This window comes from Micromonospora sp. NPDC005413, from assembly GCF_040606435.1.
Lineage (GTDB): Bacteria > Actinomycetota > Actinomycetes > Mycobacteriales > Micromonosporaceae > Micromonospora.
In genome coordinates this window covers 90,105-105,637 of record NZ_JBEXEV010000014.1, presented here as the reverse complement: position 1 = coordinate 105,637, position 15,533 = coordinate 90,105, and the positions used below count along the sequence as shown (strand labels likewise).

The window sequence follows — 15,533 nt, the reverse complement described above, 5'->3', positions numbered from 1 at the left end:
GAATCAGACGACGGCGCCGTTGTCCGGGTCGTCCTCGTCCTCGTCGCCGGGGCGCAGCCGCCAGATCAGCGTGACGAAACCGGCCAGAATGCCGGTGAACCCGAACAGGGTGACCGCCGAGCGGTCCACCGGAAGCAGCCAGGGGAAGAGGAAGAGCGCGAACCCGATGACCACCCCGAGCACGCCGATCACCGCGTACTTGCTGACGCGGGGCAGCGGCGGTGGTGGAGGCGGGTGGTAACCCTCGTCGTCCTCGTCGTCGGGCAGGTCGGCGCCGAAGGTGTCCAACCCGTCGAGGAGCGACGGCTCGTCGGGCCGGGTGCCGCGCCCGATGGAAATGCCGGAGATGTCCGTCGCGGACGGCAGCCGCCGGACGTCGGTAGCGGTCGGGCCAGGCTCGTCGGCGCCGGAGCGGGCCAGCGGACCCGCGGCCGTTTCGTCCCGTTCGTCCACGTCCTCCGCAGCCGGCCACGGGTGCTCGCCGACCGTGGAGGTGCTGTGGAAGCCGGCAACGATCCGCGCCCACTCGGCGTCGATGTCCGGCTCGTCACGGGCCGGCGGCTGCTCCGGGGTGGTCTCGTCGGCGAGCTGGGTGAGGTAGTCCCGTGCGGTGGTCAGGTGCGAGCGGTCGACGTAGAGCCGGTCGACCGGCCGGGCCGGAACGGTGGTGGTGCGGGTGACCGGGTTGAGGTCGGCGGAGGGCTGCAGGTAGGCGGCGATCCCGCCGGCGGCCAGCACGTCGAGCAGGTGCTCGCCGACGCGCGGATCGACATCGCCGACGACGGCGTACTCGTTCGCGTCGAGCCCGTTGTCCCGCCGTCCCCGGCGGGCACCACCCGCTGACACCCGGACTGCCCCCTTAACGCGCCTTCCGGCGCGGCCACCCCTGCCCCTCGACGCCCGTCCGCACGCCGTGCTCTGAATCGTGACACGTCAGGGGCGGGTTCCGGGAGTGCGTTGTGTCGCGTCTTCCAAAGTCACGGCTGCTGCCGCAGGTCGCGGCAGGGGCTCTTTGTCCGTTCTTGCGCAACAAGTGCTATCTCGATGATCGTTGACGTCTGAGCGACTCGACACGCCGAGCGCCGCCCTGCTGAACTGCCAGCGATCGAGGCGGCGGCCGCATACCTGGACGACCGTGGTCGATGTGGTCAGCTTCCGCACTTCGTCCGTTGTGGTGGGAGTCCCCGCTTCGTAGGCTCCTCGGCGACGACGGCGTTCCCGGGGCCTGGCGCCGTCGCGGGCACATCGTGGGAAGGGACGCCGGTGCTCTACTGGCTGCTGAAGTACGTCATCCTCGGTCCGCTGCTCAAGCTGATCTTCCGCCCGCAGGTGGAGGGCCTGCACAACGTGCCGGCGACCGGTCCGGTGATCCTGGCCAGCAACCACCTCTCCTTCTCCGACTCGATCTTCACGCCCCTGATCACCGCGCGGAAGGTCACCTTCGTGGCCAAAGCCGAATACTTCACCGGCAAGGGGATCAAGGGCTGGCTGACCAAGATGTTCTTCGTCGGCACCGGCACGATTCCGGTGGACCGCTCCGGCGGCCAGGCCGCCCGCGCCGCACTGGACACCCAGTTGCAGGTGCTGCGCGCCGGGGGAGTGGCGGGGATCTACCCCGAGGGCACCCGATCGCCGGACGGCCGGCTCTACCGGGGTAAGACCGGGGTGGCCCGGCTCGCCCTGGAGAGCGGTGCCGTGGTGGTGCCGGTGGCGATGCTCAACGCCGACGAGATCCAGCCGCCGGGCAAGCTCATCCCCAAGATCGATCGGGTGCGGATCCGCTTCGGGACGCCGCTGGATTTCTCCCGCTACGCCGGTCTGGCCGGCGACCGGTTCGTCGAGCGCGCGGTCACCGACGAGATCATGTACGAGTTGATGGAGCTCTCCGGCCGGGAGTACGTCGACATCTACGCCCAGAAGCTCAAGGAGCCCGTCCCGGCGCCGGTGGCCGCCTGATCCCGGCTCAGCACGCCACCGCCGGCCCGGTCGGGCTGATCGGCCGACCGGCCAGGGCGAGCAGACCCGGGGCGTCGTTGCGCAACGCGAAGGTGCGTACCTCGGCACGCGGCGCCCGGGCGCCCGCCGGGTCGCCGGCCCGGGTCAGCTCGGCTGCCGCGAACGCCAGCGCGAGCACGCGGTCGCTGACGTCCGGGATCCGCCCGTAGGTCTCGGCGGCGACCAGGTGCAGCTCGGCCGAGCGCCGGTGGTCGCCGTCGGCCGCGGCCAGGGCCGCCGTCACGGTCCGCAACGCCGCCTCCGACCAGGGCGTGCGATGCCCGACCCGGCCCAGCATCGCGCGGACCCGCACCGCCGCGCTCCGACCGCTCAGGGCTGCGGCGTACGCGGCTGCGGCGATCCACTCCCCACTGGCCAGGGCCGGCACCGCTGACCAGCACCGGTCCAGCTCGTCGATCAGCTCCGCCGCCTCGGCCTCGCGCCCCTGCAGCGCCCGGCACAGCGCCGCCATGCTCAGCATCGTCCAGTGCAGTCGGTGGAACCCGCTGCGTCGCGCGGTGTCCAACGCGTCGGTCAGGTCGTCCGGATCCTCGTCGTCCCGCAACACCAGCAGACAGCAGCGAAGCCCGCGCACCTGCATGTCCCAACTTCCGGTGGGCGTGTCCACGAACGCCTCCGCCGCGGCGAGGAGCCGGCCGAAGTCGCCGTCGAACCAGGCGCGCATCGCCTCCGCCGAGTAGCTGGTGGTCAGGGTCTGCCCGCTGGCGGTACGCGCCGGCGCGGCCGAGAGCAGGGCGTTGGATCGCAGCCAGTCGCCTTCCTCTCGGATCGCCCAGGCGAGGTTCTGGGTGGCGCGGGGCAGCGCCAGCAGTTGACCGGCCCGGGCGAACTCCACGATCGCGTGCAGCTCGTCCAGGCCGACCCGGTCCCCGGACTGGTAGCGGGCGGTGGCCGCGGTGATCCGGGCGTTGGTGCGGCTCTCGGTCAGACCCAACCGCTCGGCGATCTCCGCCGCCGTGTCCGCCGCCGTCACAGCCTGGTCCCGCTCGTAGTTGAGCATGTGCAGTCGGCCCAGCTCCGCGTACGCGTCCGCCTTCTGCGGGCTGTCCGGCAGCGGCTCGAACAGGTGCACCGCGCGATCCAGGCAGGCCAGCGCGTCGCCGCGGTCGGCCCGCAGCCAGGCGGCCTGGCCGAGCAGCGTCCAGGCCCGGGCGGCGCAGGCGTCGTCGTCGTGCGCCAGCAGCCGGTCGGCGAGCGCGTGCAGCTGCTCCGGCCCGCCGCCGGAGAGGAACCCGTTGCCGTCCCGATAGAACGAGATCTCTGTGCTCAACAGCTCCAACTGGAGCCGACCCACCGGGTCGCTGTCGTCGGCCAGGCCGAGTGCCCGGCCCGCATGGCTGGCCGCCGCGTCCAGCCCGTGCAGCGCGTACGCCCGGCGGGCCGCCCGGTGCAGCGCCTGCCGCGCCGGCCCGGCGTAGCGCCGCACCTGCATGCCCAGCGAGCGGGCGATCTCGTGGGACGCCCAGCGGTGGTGGGCGAGCACCTCGGCCAGGTCGGTGTCGCGGCTGTGCGACAGCGCGTCGAGCCAGTCGGCGGCCCGCTCGTGCCGGGCAACCCGCTCGGTGCGCGGCAACCGCTGGTAGCAGACGTCGCGTACCAGCACGTGGCGGAACCGGAACTCCGCCTGCCCGGCCATCGTCGACGCGGACTGCTCGTGCACGAAGTCACGCTGTTCCAACCGGCGCAGCGAACGCTCGACCGACTCGACCTGCTGCCCGAGGGCGGCGGCCACCGCGCCGGGCCAGAACTGCACCCCGACCACCGAGGCGGCCAGCAGCACCGCGCGGTCCTTGGCGTCCAGCAGGTCCACCCGGTTGGCGATCACCGCGTGCACGCTCTCCGGCATGGTCAGCTCGAGGTGCTTGTCCAGCGACCACCCCCGCCCGGACTGGCGCAGCGCGCCCTGCTCGATCAGCATCCGGACGTACTCGTGGGCGTAGAGCGGGTTGCCGCCGGCCACCTCGATCAGCGGGCTCAGCATGTCGGCGGAGAACGCCGCCTGGCCGAACAGGTGCGCGTACAGGGCGGCGATGCCGGTGTCGCGCAGTGGCGGCAGGGTGATGGTCACCGAGCCGGTGATCGTCCCGGCCCAGCTCGGGTCCCGGTCGACCAGCTCCGGGCGGGCGGTGCACAGCAGCAGCAGCGGCACTTCGCGGGCCGCCGCCCCGAGCAGCTCCACGAAGCGCAGCATCGCGTCGTCGGCCCAGTGCAGGTCCTCGAAGACCAGCACGGTGGGGCGGCGGGTGGCCAACGCCAGCAGGAAACGCCGCCACGCCGACTCCGCCTCCTCGGCTGGAAGCGGCGTGCCGGGCAGCCCGACCAGCGGACGCAGCGCGTCCACCACCCGGTCCCGTTCGCCCGGGCCGATCAGCTCGCCGACGGCGGCGGCCAACCGCTGCGCGGCGCTGCCCGCCGGGTCGGTGTCCAGGATGCCGGCCTCGGACTTGACGATGTCGGCGAGCGCGGCGAACGTGACGTTCTCCCCGAACGGCGGGCAGCGCCCGATCCGCCAGGTCAGCGGCTCGTCGACCAGCCGGCCGGTGTGCCGGTAGAGCTCCCGCAGTAGGCGGCTCTTGCCGATGCCGGCCCGGCCGAAGATGGTCACCACCTGCGGCAGCCGGTCGCGTAACGACCGGTGCAGGGCGTTGACGAGCATGCCCAGCTCGTGTTCCCGGTCGACCAGCGGCGTGGTGTCCGGCTCCCGATCGGTGGGCTGGCGGCGCAGCGGGGACAGGGCGAGCCACACCTCGGTCGGCGACGACCGGCCGCGCAGGGTGACCGGAGGCTGCTCCTCGTAGCGGATCGCGTCCTTGGTCAGCGCGTGGGTGGTGCCACAGACCAGCACCCCTCCGGGTGGCGCGACCGACTGCATCCGGGAGGCGGTGTTCACCACGTCGCCGGCCACGATCGCCTGCCCGCCGTCGCGGGCGGCGGCCACGTCGACCAGCGCCTCGCCGGTGGCCACCCCGACCCGGAACCGCAGTTCGGTGCTGCCGGTCGGCGCGAACCGGGTGAGCACCCGTTGCAGCTCCAGACCGGCCCGTACGCAGCGTAGGGCGTCGGTCTCGGTGGCGATCGGGGCGCCGAAGAGCGCCATCACAGCGTCACCGATGTACTTCTCCACGACCCCGCCGTACTGGCCGACCACCCGGCGGGCGGCGGAGAAGAACCCGGTCTGCATGCCACGGACCTGCTCCGGGTCGGTCCGCTCGACGTACGGCGTGAAGTCGATCAGGTCGACGAAGAGCACGCTCACCCGGCGGCGGTCCTCCTGCGGCGTGACCGCGGCCGGTCGGTCCGCGCCCGGTCGGGGCGACCCGCACGAGGTGCAGAACGTGACGTCCGAGGCGAGCGGGCGCAGGCAGTGCGGGCACACAGCGCCCAACTCGGCGCCGCAGCCACCGCAGAAACGGTCCCCGTCGGCGGCCGTGCGTCCACAGCGTCCACACTGCGCGGCGATGACACCCCTCCACTGGCGAACCGGATGACGCCGGTGGCGTCCCCTGACAGTGAGTATCGCCGCCGGCGCGGCTGTCAGGTACCAGCCTGTTGGCTTGTGGACAGTCCAATCGGGTAGTCGGCGGACTAGATTCAGGCGGCCAGATATGGATCAGGGACCAGAGGGGGACAGGTCAATGGTGTACGTCAAGTTGGAGAGCGACTGGACCGACGGCAACGGGGTCAGCCACTCTGCCGGTGAGTCGGTGGACGTCGACGCCGCGACCCTCGCCAGCCTGCAGGCCGAGGGCATCGTCAGCGAGCAGTCCCACGGGCCGGGCGGCGACGGCAAGGGCCCGGACAAGTGGGCCGGGCCGGGCAGCTCCGGAGTGTGAACCAGCGCTGGTAACGCGTCGACGCGGTCGGGTCGCCTACGGGTGACCCGGCCGCGTCATGCCGTCTCGGTGCGTCAGCGGTCGTTCATGCCGGCGCGGCGGCGCAGCGCGGCCACGTCGGTCACCACGATCCGGCGCCCCTCGGTGCGCAGCCAGCCACGGCTGGCGAACGAGCCGATCGCCTGGTTGACGCTCTGTCGGGAACCACCGGCCATCTCGGCCAGCTGACTCTGGTTGAGCTCGATCGTGATCATCGGTGCCTGGCTCTCGCCAGCCAACCGGACCAGCGTCTTTGCCACCCGACCGGGCAGGTCGAGGAAGACGTGGTCGGCGTTCTGCTCGGTGAGCCTGCGGATCAGCCCGCCCAGGGAGCGCATCACCGCGTCCAGGATGCGGGGGTTGGAGTGCACCAGCTCCATGAACGCGCCCCGGGAGAGCGCGAGCGCCGCGCAGTCCTCGATGGCCTCTGCCGAGGCGGACCGGGTGGACGCGTCGAGCAGGGAGACCTCGCCGAGCACATCCGGTGGACGGATAACCGACAGCACGGCCCGCTCGCCGGTGGGCGCGGTGCGAAAGACGGCCACCGCGCCGCGGCGCAACACGATCAGCGACTCACCCGGGTCGTTCTCCACGAAGAGCAACTGACCCTTGCGGTAGGTGCGCGGGACGGCGGCGGCGATGACGCGCTGCCGCACCTCGGGCTCCAGCCCGGCGAACATCTCGACACCCGTGAGCGCGTCACCCGGCTCCGGCAGGCGAACCTCCACGGCCCAACCCCTCCCCGGTCATGGACCAAAAAATCGCTCACCGGGTGAACCTGATGGCCCTGACAAGGTGAACTGACACCGATTCGGCGTCCGGTAGCGATACACATCAGATCATGACGCTCCGGTCGCTTGCTGTACACCCCTCGAAGCACTTCCGTGACCGTCGCGAGCTGCGGCGTACCGCTTCGTGGGGTGCAGATCCAACCCGGCGGCGCGGGTCATCGCTGGCCTGGGCCGCGCCGTCCGCCGGCCCCGCCTGCCAGCGCCGCCGGGCGGTGGGCGAGGATGGCCGGAATGGTCTACCGCTACTTCTACGACTGCGAGTTCATCGAGGACGGCACAACCGTCGACCTCGTCTCGATTGGTGTCGTCGACGAGTACGGCCGCGAGTTCTACGCGGTCTCCACCGAGTTCGATGACTCCCGCGCCGTGCCCTGGGTCCGGCGGAACGTGCTGGACAAGCTGCCCTCCCCGGCCGACCGGGCCTGGCGTTCGCGCGAGCGCATCCGCGACGACCTGTACGACTTCCTGGTCGAACCGATCCGGGACCGGCCGGGGGAGCAGTTGGAGCTGTGGGCCTGGTTCGCGGCGTACGACCATGTGGTGCTCGCCCAGCTCTGGGGTGCGATGCCGGCGCTGCCTCGGGAGATCCCCCGCTACACCAAGGAGCTGCGGCAGCTCTGGGATGACCGTGGTCGGCCGACCCTGCCGGATGCGGACGCGGCCCGGCACGACGCTCTGGTCGACGCCCGGCACAATCTGGCCCGCTGGCGGGCGATGACGGCCCGCTGAGTGGCGGTGCACTGACGGTTGTGTCGCCGTAGGTTTGACCGGTTCTGTCCCGGGCATCGGTTCGACGAGTCGAGCCGAGGGAGAGTGCAATGAGCAACGAGTCGACCAGCGCCGCCGAGGCCCGCGCCCGGGTCACCGAACTGGCCCGGGCCGCGCGGATCTGCATGCTCACCACGATCGCTCTGGACGGGCGGCAGGTGAGCCGGCCGATGGGGCTCCAGGAGGCCGAGTTCGACGGCGACCTGTGGTTCTTCGCCTCCGCCGATTCGGCCAAGGTCCGTCAGATCCGGGTGAACCCGGAGGTCAACGTCGCCTTCTCCGACCAGAAGCACAACGCCTGGGTGTCGATCTCCGGCACCGCCACCGAGGGGTTCGACCGGTCCCGCGCGGAGCAGTTGTGGAGCCCGGTGCTCACGGTGTGGTTCCCGGACGGGCTGGACACTCCCGGCCTGACCCTGATCAGGGTGCATGCCAGCTCGGCCGAGTACTGGGACTCGCCCAGCAGCACCGTGGTCAACCTGCTCGGCTTCGCCAAGGCCGCCGTCACGGGCCGGCCGCCGGAGGCCGGCGAGAACCACGAGGTGACCTTCTGACCCGCGAGAGGTCGCCGATCGACCCGGGGCGCGCAGTCATCGCACAGGCAAGCCGACTACAGTGCGCAGTGACGGCCCGCCCCGGGCCGGCAATGGCGCCGATGGTCTGACCTGACACATATCCTGGGGCATATCGGGCTTTACCTGATGCTTCAGGAGGATGAGCAGATCATGCGTATCGGCGTGCTCACTGGCGGCGGCGACTGCCCGGGTCTCAATGCGGTCATCCGGGCGGTGGTCCGCAAGGGCGTCGCCACTTACGGTCACGAGTTCGTGGGCTTCCGGGATGGCTGGAAGGGCCCGCTGGAGGGTCTGTCCCGGCCGCTGGACATCGCTGACGTCCGCGGCATCCTGCCCCGCGGCGGCACCATCCTCGGCTCGTCCCGGACCAACCCGTTCAAGATCGAGAACGGCGTCGAGCGGATCAAGGACAACCTCGCCGCACAGGGCGTGGACGCGCTGATCGCGATCGGCGGCGAGGACACCCTCGGTGTGGCCACCAAGCTCTACGAGCTGGGTGTGCACGTGGTCGGCGTCCCGAAGACGATCGACAACGACCTGGGCGCCACCGACTACACCTTCGGCTTCGACACCGCGGTCAACATCGCGATGGAGGCCATCGACCGCCTGCACACCACCGCGGAGAGCCACCACCGCACCCTGGTCGTCGAGGTGATGGGCCGGCACGCCGGCTGGATCGCCCTGCACGCCGGCCTGGCCGGTGGCGCCAACGTCATCCTGCTGCCCGAGCGTCAGTTCGACGTCGAGCAGGTGGCCGGCTACGTCGAGAAGCGCTTCCAGCACCAGTACGCCCCGATCGTGGTGGTCGCCGAGGGCGCCCAGCCGCTGGACGGCCAGATGGTCCTCGCCAACCAGGAGCTGGACTCGTTCGGCCACGTCCGCCTCGGCGGCATCGGCCAGTGGCTCGCCGAGCAGCTGGAGGCCAAGACCGGCAAGGAGGCCCGCACCGTGGTGCTGGGCCACATCCAGCGTGGTGGCACTCCGACCGCCTTCGACCGGGTGCTCGCCACCCGCCTGGGCCTGCACGCCATCGACGCGGTCAACGAGGGCGACTGGGGCAAGATGGTCGCGATGCAGAGCACCGACATCGTCCGGGTGCCGCTGGCCGAGGCCACCCGCGAGCTGAAGACCGTGCCGCTGGAGCGGTACGCCGAGGCCGAGGTCTTCTTCGGCAGCTGATCCGCCAGCCCGCGGCGCGGCGAACCTGCGGGTCCGCCGCGCCGCGAGCCCCCGGGCGCCCTCCGGGCGCCCCGCGCCCATCGCCCCGTCGATCTAGGGCGTATCGCTGTATTTGGAGATCAACTGACGACGATCCGCCCTAGATCGGCGGGGTGAGGGACGGTGCGGGCGACATGGCAGCTGGGGTGCACACCGTTGCCGTTATCGGCGCGGGCAAGATCGGTGAGCTGATGCTCTCCGGGCTGCTGCGTTCGGGGTGGCCGGTGGATCGGCTGCTGGCTACCGCTCGGCGGCCGGCCCGCGCCGCGGAGTTGACCGAGCGGTACGGCGTACGAGTGGTCGACAACCTGACGGCGGTGGACGAGGCGGCGGTGCTCGCGGTCTCCGTGAAGCCGCAGGACGCCGCCGCGCTGCTCGACGAGATCGGTCCCAAGGTGCCGGCCGACAAGCTCGTCATCTCGCTCTGCGCCGGGCTGCCCACCAGCTTCTTCAGCCGACGGCTGCCCGACGGCACCCCGGTGGTCCGGGTGATGACCAACACCCCGGCGCTGGTCGACGAGGCGATGACCGCGATCTCGGCGGGCGCGTACGCCACCGGCGCGCACCTGGCGCTGGCCGAGGAGATGTTCAAGCCCCTCGGCCAGACGATCCGGGTGCCCGAGTCCCAGCAGGACGCGGTCACCGCGCTCTCCGGCTCCGGCCCGGCCTACTTCTACCTGCTCGTCGAGGCCATGATCGACGCTGGGATCCTGCTCGGGCTTCCCCGACAGGTGGCGCACGAGCTGATCGTGCAGACCGCGATCGGCTCGGCGGTGATGCTGCGCGACTCCGGCGAGCACCCGGTCAAGCTGCGCGAGGCGGTCACCTCGCCGGCCGGCACGACCATCTCCGCGATCCGTGAGCTGGAGAAGCACGGCGTACGGGCGGCGATGCTCGCCGCGCTGGAGGCCGCCCGGGACCGCGCCCGCGAGCTGGCCGCCCAGGCCGACTGAGCGTTGCGGGGCCGTGCGCTCCTGCGTGTGTGCCGCATACTGGCCCGGTGTTCACACTCGCCCAGGCCCGGCACCTGGTGGCCACCCTGCAGCCGCGCGTCGATGAGTTGATCCGGGTCCGGGCCGACCTGGCCGAGCTGCGCGTCGACCTGGCCGACCACGGCGTGAGCGCGCTCGGCGGGCTGGCCGAGGTGAAGGGGCTGGAGGCCCGGCTGCACGCCGTCGTCGACGAGTTGCACCAGCACGACATCCAGGTCAAGGGCATCGCCCCGGTGCTGCTCGACTTCCCGGGCGAGCGGGCCGGCCGCGCGGTGCTCTGGTGCTGGCTGGAGGGTGACTCGGACGTGCGCTGGTACCACCGGGCCGAGTGTGGCTTCGCCGGCCGCCGCCCCGTCTGAGAGCACTGCCCCCGCTGAGCGTCACGGCCCCGGCTCAGCCCGCCGCCGACTTCGGCAGGACCGGGTCGGCGGCCTCGGTCACCGCGAACACCACCACGTTGTCCCGGTAGTGCCCGCGCTGCCGGTCGAAGTCGCCGCCGCAGGTGACCAGGCGTAACTCCGCGCCGGGCGTCGGGCCGTAGACCACGGCCGTGGGGAACTGGTCCTTGCGGGTACGCAGCGACCCGGTCACCCGGAACGACAGGCGCTGCCCGCCACGCCACACCTCGACCAGGTCGCCGGGACGCAGCTCGCCGAGCCGGGCGAAGACCGCCGGGCCGCGCCGTGAGTCCAGATGCCCGGCGAGGACGGCCGGGCCGGTGTCGCCGGGGGCCGGGCCGCCGCCGTACCAGCCAGCGGTGTCGAAGTCGGTCGGCGGGATCAGCGCACCGGCGCGGTCCAGGCCCAGCACGGTGAGCGTGGAGTCGACGCCGATGCGCGGTACGCGTACCCGCGTGGGTGGGCCCTGTGCCGCGGGCGCGGCGGCCGTCGACGGGCAGTCGTCGGCGCAGCCGGGGTGCCAGCTCGCCACCGGTGGCGGCGGACCGGTGGTGGCCAGCCCGACCCCGGTGCCGGCGGCCAGGCAGACCGCCGCGCCGGCCGCGACCAGCGCGGCCAGCGGCACCCGGCGGTCGCGGTGCCGCCGGATCGACGGGTCGGGCCCGATGCTCACCAGGTGGTGCGCCGCCGCCGACGCCACAGCAGCAGGGTCACCGCGACGGCCGTCGCGGCCAACCCACCTACCACCAGGGGGTACGCGCCGAGCCCGGCCCTGGCGGTGCCGCCGGCGCCGGTGTCCACCCCGCCGGCGGGGACGACGGTGCCGCCCTCGGCGTCGCGGCGCAGCTCGGCGGTGAGCCCGCCCTGCTTCGCGTCGAGCACCAGCAGCGAGTAGACCGCGCCGCCGGTCAGCCGCACCTCGGTGTCGGTGCTCGGCCCGCCGGCACCGGTCAGCTTCAGCCGCCACCTGCCCGGCTCGACCTGCTGGTATTCGGTCGTGGTGGCGAACTGCACGCCGTCGGCGATCATCGGGCCGTCGGCGGCGGCCACGTCGAGCACCGGGGTACGCACGGAAGCCTGCACGACACGCACCTTGGCGCGGCCCTGCGTGGGCGCGCTGAGGTCGTCGTTGAGCACCCGCAGCCCCAGATCGGCGTGCCGGCCGACACCGGCCACCGTGTACGCATCGCCGCTGTTCACCGCGACCTCGGTGGTGAGCACCGGGGGATCGCTGGCGGGGGCGCCGGCCTCGCGCATCGCCACCGCGTAGCGGCCGGGTGCCAGCTCCAGATAGTCGGAGACCACGCCGTAGCCGACCCCGGGGAAGACCCTCGGCTTCGCGGCGTCCGGCGCGGCCAGGTAGACGTCGACGGCAGGGGTGTCGGGGGAGAGGTGAGCGAGCCGGACGTAGCCGACGGTGTCCGCGCCGGTCGCGGCACTGGCCGGAACCGGGGTGCCGGCGGCGGCGAGGGCGGTGGTGAGCAGGAGCGCGCCGGAGCCGGCCAGCAGCCGGCGGGGGACGGTACAAAGCGTGTGCATGTCGCCTCCGGAAGCACGTTCGGTGAGCGGGCGGCAACCCAGAGAACAGAGTCCCGTGTGCGGGACTGCAACGCAAGTTGCCGAGGCGAAGTTTCTGTCGCCGCCCCGTCGCTGCCCCGCCCGGTGCAAGATCCACGCTAGGGACCGGCATCCGACGCACCGTTCCCCCTCTTCCCGAGGGCGGACGGGCCGCCGCAGGACGTCGTACTCCCTTATTCTCGGTCGATGCGGGATCGCCGGGTGGCGCTGGTGTGGGCGGCCTTCGTCGTCGTCGCGCTGGTGTCCTGCGTGCTCGTGCTGCGACGCGAGGACCGGCTCTCCGACCTGCACATCTACTACGGCGCACTGTCCGATCTGCACGCCGGTAAGCCGCTGTACGGGTACGTGGCGGAGAACGGCGGGCCGTTCACCTACCCGCCGTTCGCCGCCCTCGTGCTGGGGCCGATCACCGTCGTCGGCGAAGGCGTACTGCAGGGGATCTGGCTGGTGGCGACGTGCGCGGCGGTGGTCGCCATCGCCGGGGCGGTCGGTGTCTCGCTGACCACCCGACAGTCCCGGCGCCCGCTCGTCGTGGCGGTGGCGGCCACGGTGCTGATGCTCTCCGCGCCGGTGCAGAGCAATCTGCGCTTCGGTCAGGTCAGCATCCTCATCGTGCTGATGGCCCTGCTCGACGGGATGGGCGTCGTCCCGCCCCGGCTGCGTGGGGTGCTGGTCGGGATGGCCGCGGCGATCAAGCTGACCCCGCTGCTGTTCGTGGTCTATTTTCTCGCCACCGGGCGCTACCGCGACGCCGCCCGCGCGGTGGCGACCTTCGTGGCCTGCGCCGGGCTCGCCGCGATCGTGCTGCCGGGCGAGAGCTGGACCTACTGGACCGAGGCGGTGCGGCAGACCTCGCGGATCGGCAACCTGGCCTCACTGGGCAACCAGTCCCTGCACGGGATGCTGCTGCGCATCGGTGTCGACGAGGCGACGTTGCCCCCGCTCTGGGCCGGTCTGGTGGCGCTCATCTGCGCGGCGGCGCTGCTGCGGGCCCGGCAGTTGGCGCTGGAGGGCCGCCCGGGGCACGCGGCGGTGCTCGTCGGCTGCGCCACCGTCGCCGCGTCCCCGGTGTCCTGGACCCATCACCAGGTGTGGCCGGTGCTCGCGGCGATGCTGCTGGTCGGCGCGTCCGGCGTCACTCAGCGGGCCGCTGGCGCGGCGCTGCTCGCCACGATGGTCGTCTCGTTGGGCGCGGTCCTCAGCCCGGTGTCGATGCGGCCGGGCGTGCAGTTCCTCTTCGAGAACGCCCGCGCCGTCGGGGTGTGCCTGCTGTGCCTGGCCGGCTTCGGTGGCGTCGCGGTCGCCGCCGCCCGAACCAGCCGGCGGCCGTCCCGGGGGCGGGGCTGGCTGCGGGTGGGCGTCCCGGCCACGGTCGCGGTCGCGTTCTTCGCCGTGCAGCCGTTGCCCGCCGGGGCCGACCCCACCTTCAAGGCGTACGTCCTCGACGACGTGGCCAACCCGCGATACTTCTTCGTCTGCCGTGGCCCGGTCGAGTGCGCCGCCTACGGCACCGACGCGCCGGTCACCTTCGGCACCCGCGCCGAGAAGACCAAGGTCCGCGTCAACGGTGTGGTCTCCCCACAGGTGACCCGACTGGAGTACTACTCCGCCCCCGGTGGGGCACCGCGGGCCATCCCGCTGCTCGACGCGTACCCGGGAACACGCACGTTCTCGTTCCGTTCGGCGAACATGGCCCAGGGGCGGCTCGTCGCGTACGCCTCGGACGGTCAGCCGATCGCCAGCTACGACGACGAACTGGCCGCCGCCCTCCGTACGGCCACCCGATAGGGGGTCGCACGAGGGGCGGGCGGCGTTGCTCAGCGGGTGGCGGCGGCCAGGGCGGCGCGCAGCTTCTCGGCGTCGGCCGGGGCCGGGTGCTCCCAGTCAGTCGGGTCGGCCGAGTAGATCGAGCCGTACGCCGGCGTGTCCGGCTGGTAGCGCCATCCCTCGGCCAGCGACCCGGCGTCCACGACGTCGTAGCCGATCCGGTCCAGGAAGGCGGTCACCTCGGCCTTCGCGGCGGCGTCGTCACCGGCGATCGCGAGGGCGCTGCGGTCGGCCGCGCCCGTCGGCCGGGGCAGCGCGGCCAGGTGCTTGAAGAAGATGTTGTTGAAGACCTTGACCACTCGCGACTCCGGCAGGTGCTGCTGGAGCAGCTCGCTGCTGGTGGTCTCGCCGGAATCCAGCTCCGGGAGGTTCCCGTCGCGCTGCGGGTAGTAGTTGTTGGTGTCGATGACGACCTTGCCGGCCAGCGGCTCCACGGGCACCGCGCGGTACGCCTTCAGCGGCACGCTGACCACCACCAGGTCGCCGACCTGCGCCGCGTCCTGTGCCGTGCCGGCGCTGGCGTGCGAGCCCAGCTCGTCGGCGAGGTCCTTCAGCGTCTCCGGGCCGCGCGAGTTGCTCAGCACCACGTCGTAGCCGGCGTCCACCGCCAGGCGGGCCACCGTGCCGCCGATGTTGCCACTGCCGATCAGTCCCACAGTTGTCATGTTGCTTCCCAACTCCGTCCACCCGCGACGCATTCCCGACCGGCGCGGTGGGTTATTCCCGTTGCCCGGTGCCGACCGGCTGCGCACACTGCCGGGCATGCGCTGTCTCGTCGAGGATCTCGCGACCTTCGCCGCCACGGCGGGTGCCTGGCTGCGGCGCGAGCCCGTCCTGCACAACGTACTGCTCACGCTGGTCGCCGACCGGCTCTCCGGGGACGTGCCACTCTCCGGTGCCGAGCGGTTCGTCCGGGTGGTCGACGACGACGGGGTGACGGTGGGGGCGCTGGTGCAGACCCCGCCGCGCTGACCCCACCCCGCCTCTTGGTCATGGAGTTGTGGCGGGGAGGGCCTTCTCGATGGCGACACGCAGTTCGTCGGCGGCGGGCTCGACCGTCGGGGCGAACCGGGCGGCGACTGTGCCGTCCGGGGCCACCAGGAACTTCTCGAAGTTCCACCGGATGTCCCCGGTGTGCCCGTCGGCGTCGGGGGTGTCCACCAGTTCGGCGTAGAGCGGGTGCCGGTCGGGCCCGTTGACGTCGACCTTCTCGGTCAGCGGGAACGTGACCCCGTAGTTGACCTGGCAGAAGTCGCTGATCTCGGCGGCGCTGCCCGGCTCCTGCCCGGCGAACTGGTTGCAGGGCACGCCGAGCACCACCAGGCCACGGTCGGCGTAGGTGTCCGCGAGTGTCTGGAGGCCGGCGTACTGGGGGGTGAGGCCGCAGCGGGAGGCCACGTTGACGACCAGCAGCGCCTTGCCGCGGTAGCGGGCCAGGTCGGCAGGGCCGCCGTTGAGGGCGTCGATCGGGATGTCGAAGACGGTCATGGGCCGAGGC

At 72.3% G+C, this 15,533-nt stretch carries 16 protein-coding genes; 9 read left to right on the top strand and 7 right to left on the bottom strand.

What is annotated here, in order from left to right:
- Positions 1-3 precede the first annotated feature (3 nt).
- The gene (locus tag ABZS37_RS17585) at positions 4-846 is read right to left on the bottom strand and encodes a DUF308 domain-containing protein (protein WP_355170094.1); all 843 of its coding nucleotides are present in this window, start codon (positions 844-846) and stop codon (positions 4-6) included.
- Positions 847-1,263: 417 nt separating this feature from the next.
- Between ABZS37_RS17585 and ABZS37_RS17580 the strand changes: the two genes are divergently transcribed.
- Positions 1,264-1,956: a lysophospholipid acyltransferase family protein gene (locus tag ABZS37_RS17580; protein ID WP_354994902.1), complete on the top strand. Its 693-nt coding sequence runs from the start codon at positions 1,264-1,266 to the stop codon at positions 1,954-1,956.
- A 7-nt stretch (positions 1,957-1,963) separates the two neighbouring features.
- On the opposite strand, the gene ABZS37_RS17575 is transcribed toward ABZS37_RS17580, so the two are convergent.
- Positions 1,964-5,476, bottom strand: a complete 3,513-nt coding sequence (locus ABZS37_RS17575; RefSeq protein WP_355170137.1) for an adenylate/guanylate cyclase domain-containing protein — start codon at positions 5,474-5,476, stop codon at positions 1,964-1,966.
- Positions 5,477-5,651: 175 nt separating this feature from the next.
- Here ABZS37_RS17575 and ABZS37_RS17570 point away from each other — a divergent pair, with 175 nt between their 5' ends.
- On the top strand, positions 5,652-5,849 hold the full coding sequence (locus ABZS37_RS17570; RefSeq protein WP_354994900.1) for a hypothetical protein: 198 nt from the start codon (positions 5,652-5,654) through the stop codon (positions 5,847-5,849).
- Positions 5,850-5,923: 74 nt separating this feature from the next.
- Here ABZS37_RS17570 and ABZS37_RS17565 read toward each other — a convergent pair whose 3' ends face one another.
- Positions 5,924-6,616 carry a Crp/Fnr family transcriptional regulator gene (locus tag ABZS37_RS17565; protein WP_030337710.1) on the bottom strand — a complete coding sequence of 231 codons (693 nt, stop codon included), beginning with the start codon at positions 6,614-6,616 and terminating at the stop codon, positions 5,924-5,926.
- 294 nt (positions 6,617-6,910) lie between these two features.
- Between ABZS37_RS17565 and ABZS37_RS17560 the strand changes: the two genes are divergently transcribed.
- The 5 genes from ABZS37_RS17560 (at position 6,911) to ABZS37_RS17540 (ending at position 10,591) form a co-directional block, all read left to right on the top strand.
- On the top strand, positions 6,911-7,408 hold the full coding sequence (locus ABZS37_RS17560; protein ID WP_030488918.1) for a polyadenylate-specific 3'-exoribonuclease AS: 498 nt from the start codon (positions 6,911-6,913) through the stop codon (positions 7,406-7,408).
- Positions 7,409-7,497: 89 nt separating this feature from the next.
- Positions 7,498-8,001 (top strand): pyridoxamine 5'-phosphate oxidase family protein, encoded by a 504-nt coding sequence (locus tag ABZS37_RS17555; RefSeq protein ID WP_354994899.1) that lies wholly within the window; start codon positions 7,498-7,500, stop codon positions 7,999-8,001.
- A 171-nt stretch (positions 8,002-8,172) separates the two neighbouring features.
- Positions 8,173-9,201: a 6-phosphofructokinase gene (locus tag ABZS37_RS17550; protein WP_354994979.1), complete on the top strand. Its 1,029-nt coding sequence runs from the start codon at positions 8,173-8,175 to the stop codon at positions 9,199-9,201.
- 173 nt (positions 9,202-9,374) lie between these two features.
- Entirely contained in the window at positions 9,375-10,193 is an 819-nt protein-coding gene (proC, locus tag ABZS37_RS17545) for a pyrroline-5-carboxylate reductase (RefSeq protein WP_354994898.1), read from the top strand.
- Positions 10,194-10,240: 47 nt separating this feature from the next.
- Complete coding sequence (locus ABZS37_RS17540; RefSeq protein ID WP_354994897.1) at positions 10,241-10,591, top strand: DUF2203 domain-containing protein; 351 nt, start codon at positions 10,241-10,243, stop codon at positions 10,589-10,591.
- A 34-nt stretch (positions 10,592-10,625) separates the two neighbouring features.
- Here the strand turns inward: ABZS37_RS17540 and ABZS37_RS17535 are convergent, their stop codons facing one another.
- Together ABZS37_RS17535 and ABZS37_RS17530 are read right to left on the bottom strand one after the other, a co-directional pair.
- Positions 10,626-11,330 (bottom strand): class F sortase, encoded by a 705-nt coding sequence (locus tag ABZS37_RS17535; RefSeq protein ID WP_355170092.1) that lies wholly within the window; start codon positions 11,328-11,330, stop codon positions 10,626-10,628.
- Positions 11,300-12,169, bottom strand: a complete 870-nt coding sequence (locus tag ABZS37_RS17530; protein WP_355170090.1) for a DUF4397 domain-containing protein — start codon at positions 12,167-12,169, stop codon at positions 11,300-11,302. Before ABZS37_RS17530 ends, ABZS37_RS17535 begins: the two co-directional genes overlap by 31 nt.
- A gap of 225 nt (positions 12,170-12,394) precedes the next feature.
- Between ABZS37_RS17530 and ABZS37_RS17525 the strand changes: the two genes are divergently transcribed.
- On the top strand, positions 12,395-13,996 hold the full coding sequence (locus tag ABZS37_RS17525) for a glycosyltransferase 87 family protein (protein WP_355170088.1): 1,602 nt from the start codon (positions 12,395-12,397) through the stop codon (positions 13,994-13,996).
- Between the two features lie 29 nt (positions 13,997-14,025).
- On the opposite strand, the gene ABZS37_RS17520 is transcribed toward ABZS37_RS17525, so the two are convergent.
- Positions 14,026-14,700 carry an NADPH-dependent F420 reductase gene (locus ABZS37_RS17520; protein ID WP_355170086.1) on the bottom strand — a complete coding sequence of 225 codons (675 nt, stop codon included), beginning with the start codon at positions 14,698-14,700 and terminating at the stop codon, positions 14,026-14,028.
- A 97-nt stretch (positions 14,701-14,797) separates the two neighbouring features.
- Here ABZS37_RS17520 and ABZS37_RS17515 point away from each other — a divergent pair, with 97 nt between their 5' ends.
- A complete protein-coding gene (locus ABZS37_RS17515; protein WP_355170084.1) occupies positions 14,798-15,007 on the top strand; it encodes a hypothetical protein in 210 nt (69 codons plus the stop codon).
- An 18-nt stretch (positions 15,008-15,025) separates the two neighbouring features.
- Here ABZS37_RS17515 and ABZS37_RS17510 read toward each other — a convergent pair whose 3' ends face one another.
- A complete protein-coding gene (locus tag ABZS37_RS17510; RefSeq protein WP_355170082.1) occupies positions 15,026-15,523 on the bottom strand; it encodes a glutathione peroxidase in 498 nt (165 codons plus the stop codon).
- Positions 15,524-15,533 lie beyond the last annotated feature (10 nt).

Excerpts from the sequence above, each read along its gene's own strand:
- ABZS37_RS17570 (WP_354994900.1), top strand. The coding sequence starts at position 5,652 with ATGGTGTACGTCAAGTTGGAGAGCGACTGGACCGACGGCAACGGGGTC.
- ABZS37_RS17560 (WP_030488918.1), top strand. The coding sequence starts at position 6,911 with ATGGTCTACCGCTACTTCTACGACTGCGAGTTCATCGAGGACGGCACA.
- ABZS37_RS17555 (WP_354994899.1), top strand. The coding sequence starts at position 7,498 with ATGAGCAACGAGTCGACCAGCGCCGCCGAGGCCCGCGCCCGGGTCACC.
- ABZS37_RS17550 (WP_354994979.1), top strand. The coding sequence starts at position 8,173 with ATGCGTATCGGCGTGCTCACTGGCGGCGGCGACTGCCCGGGTCTCAAT.
- proC (WP_354994898.1), top strand. The coding sequence starts at position 9,375 with ATGGCAGCTGGGGTGCACACCGTTGCCGTTATCGGCGCGGGCAAGATC.
- ABZS37_RS17530 (WP_355170090.1), bottom strand. The coding sequence starts at position 12,169 with ATGCACACGCTTTGTACCGTCCCCCGCCGGCTGCTGGCCGGCTCCGGC.
- ABZS37_RS17525 (WP_355170088.1), top strand. The coding sequence starts at position 12,395 with ATGCGGGATCGCCGGGTGGCGCTGGTGTGGGCGGCCTTCGTCGTCGTC.
- ABZS37_RS17520 (WP_355170086.1), bottom strand. The coding sequence starts at position 14,700 with ATGACAACTGTGGGACTGATCGGCAGTGGCAACATCGGCGGCACGGTG.
- ABZS37_RS17515 (WP_355170084.1), top strand. The coding sequence starts at position 14,798 with ATGCGCTGTCTCGTCGAGGATCTCGCGACCTTCGCCGCCACGGCGGGT.
- ABZS37_RS17510 (WP_355170082.1), bottom strand. The coding sequence starts at position 15,523 with ATGACCGTCTTCGACATCCCGATCGACGCCCTCAACGGCGGCCCTGCC.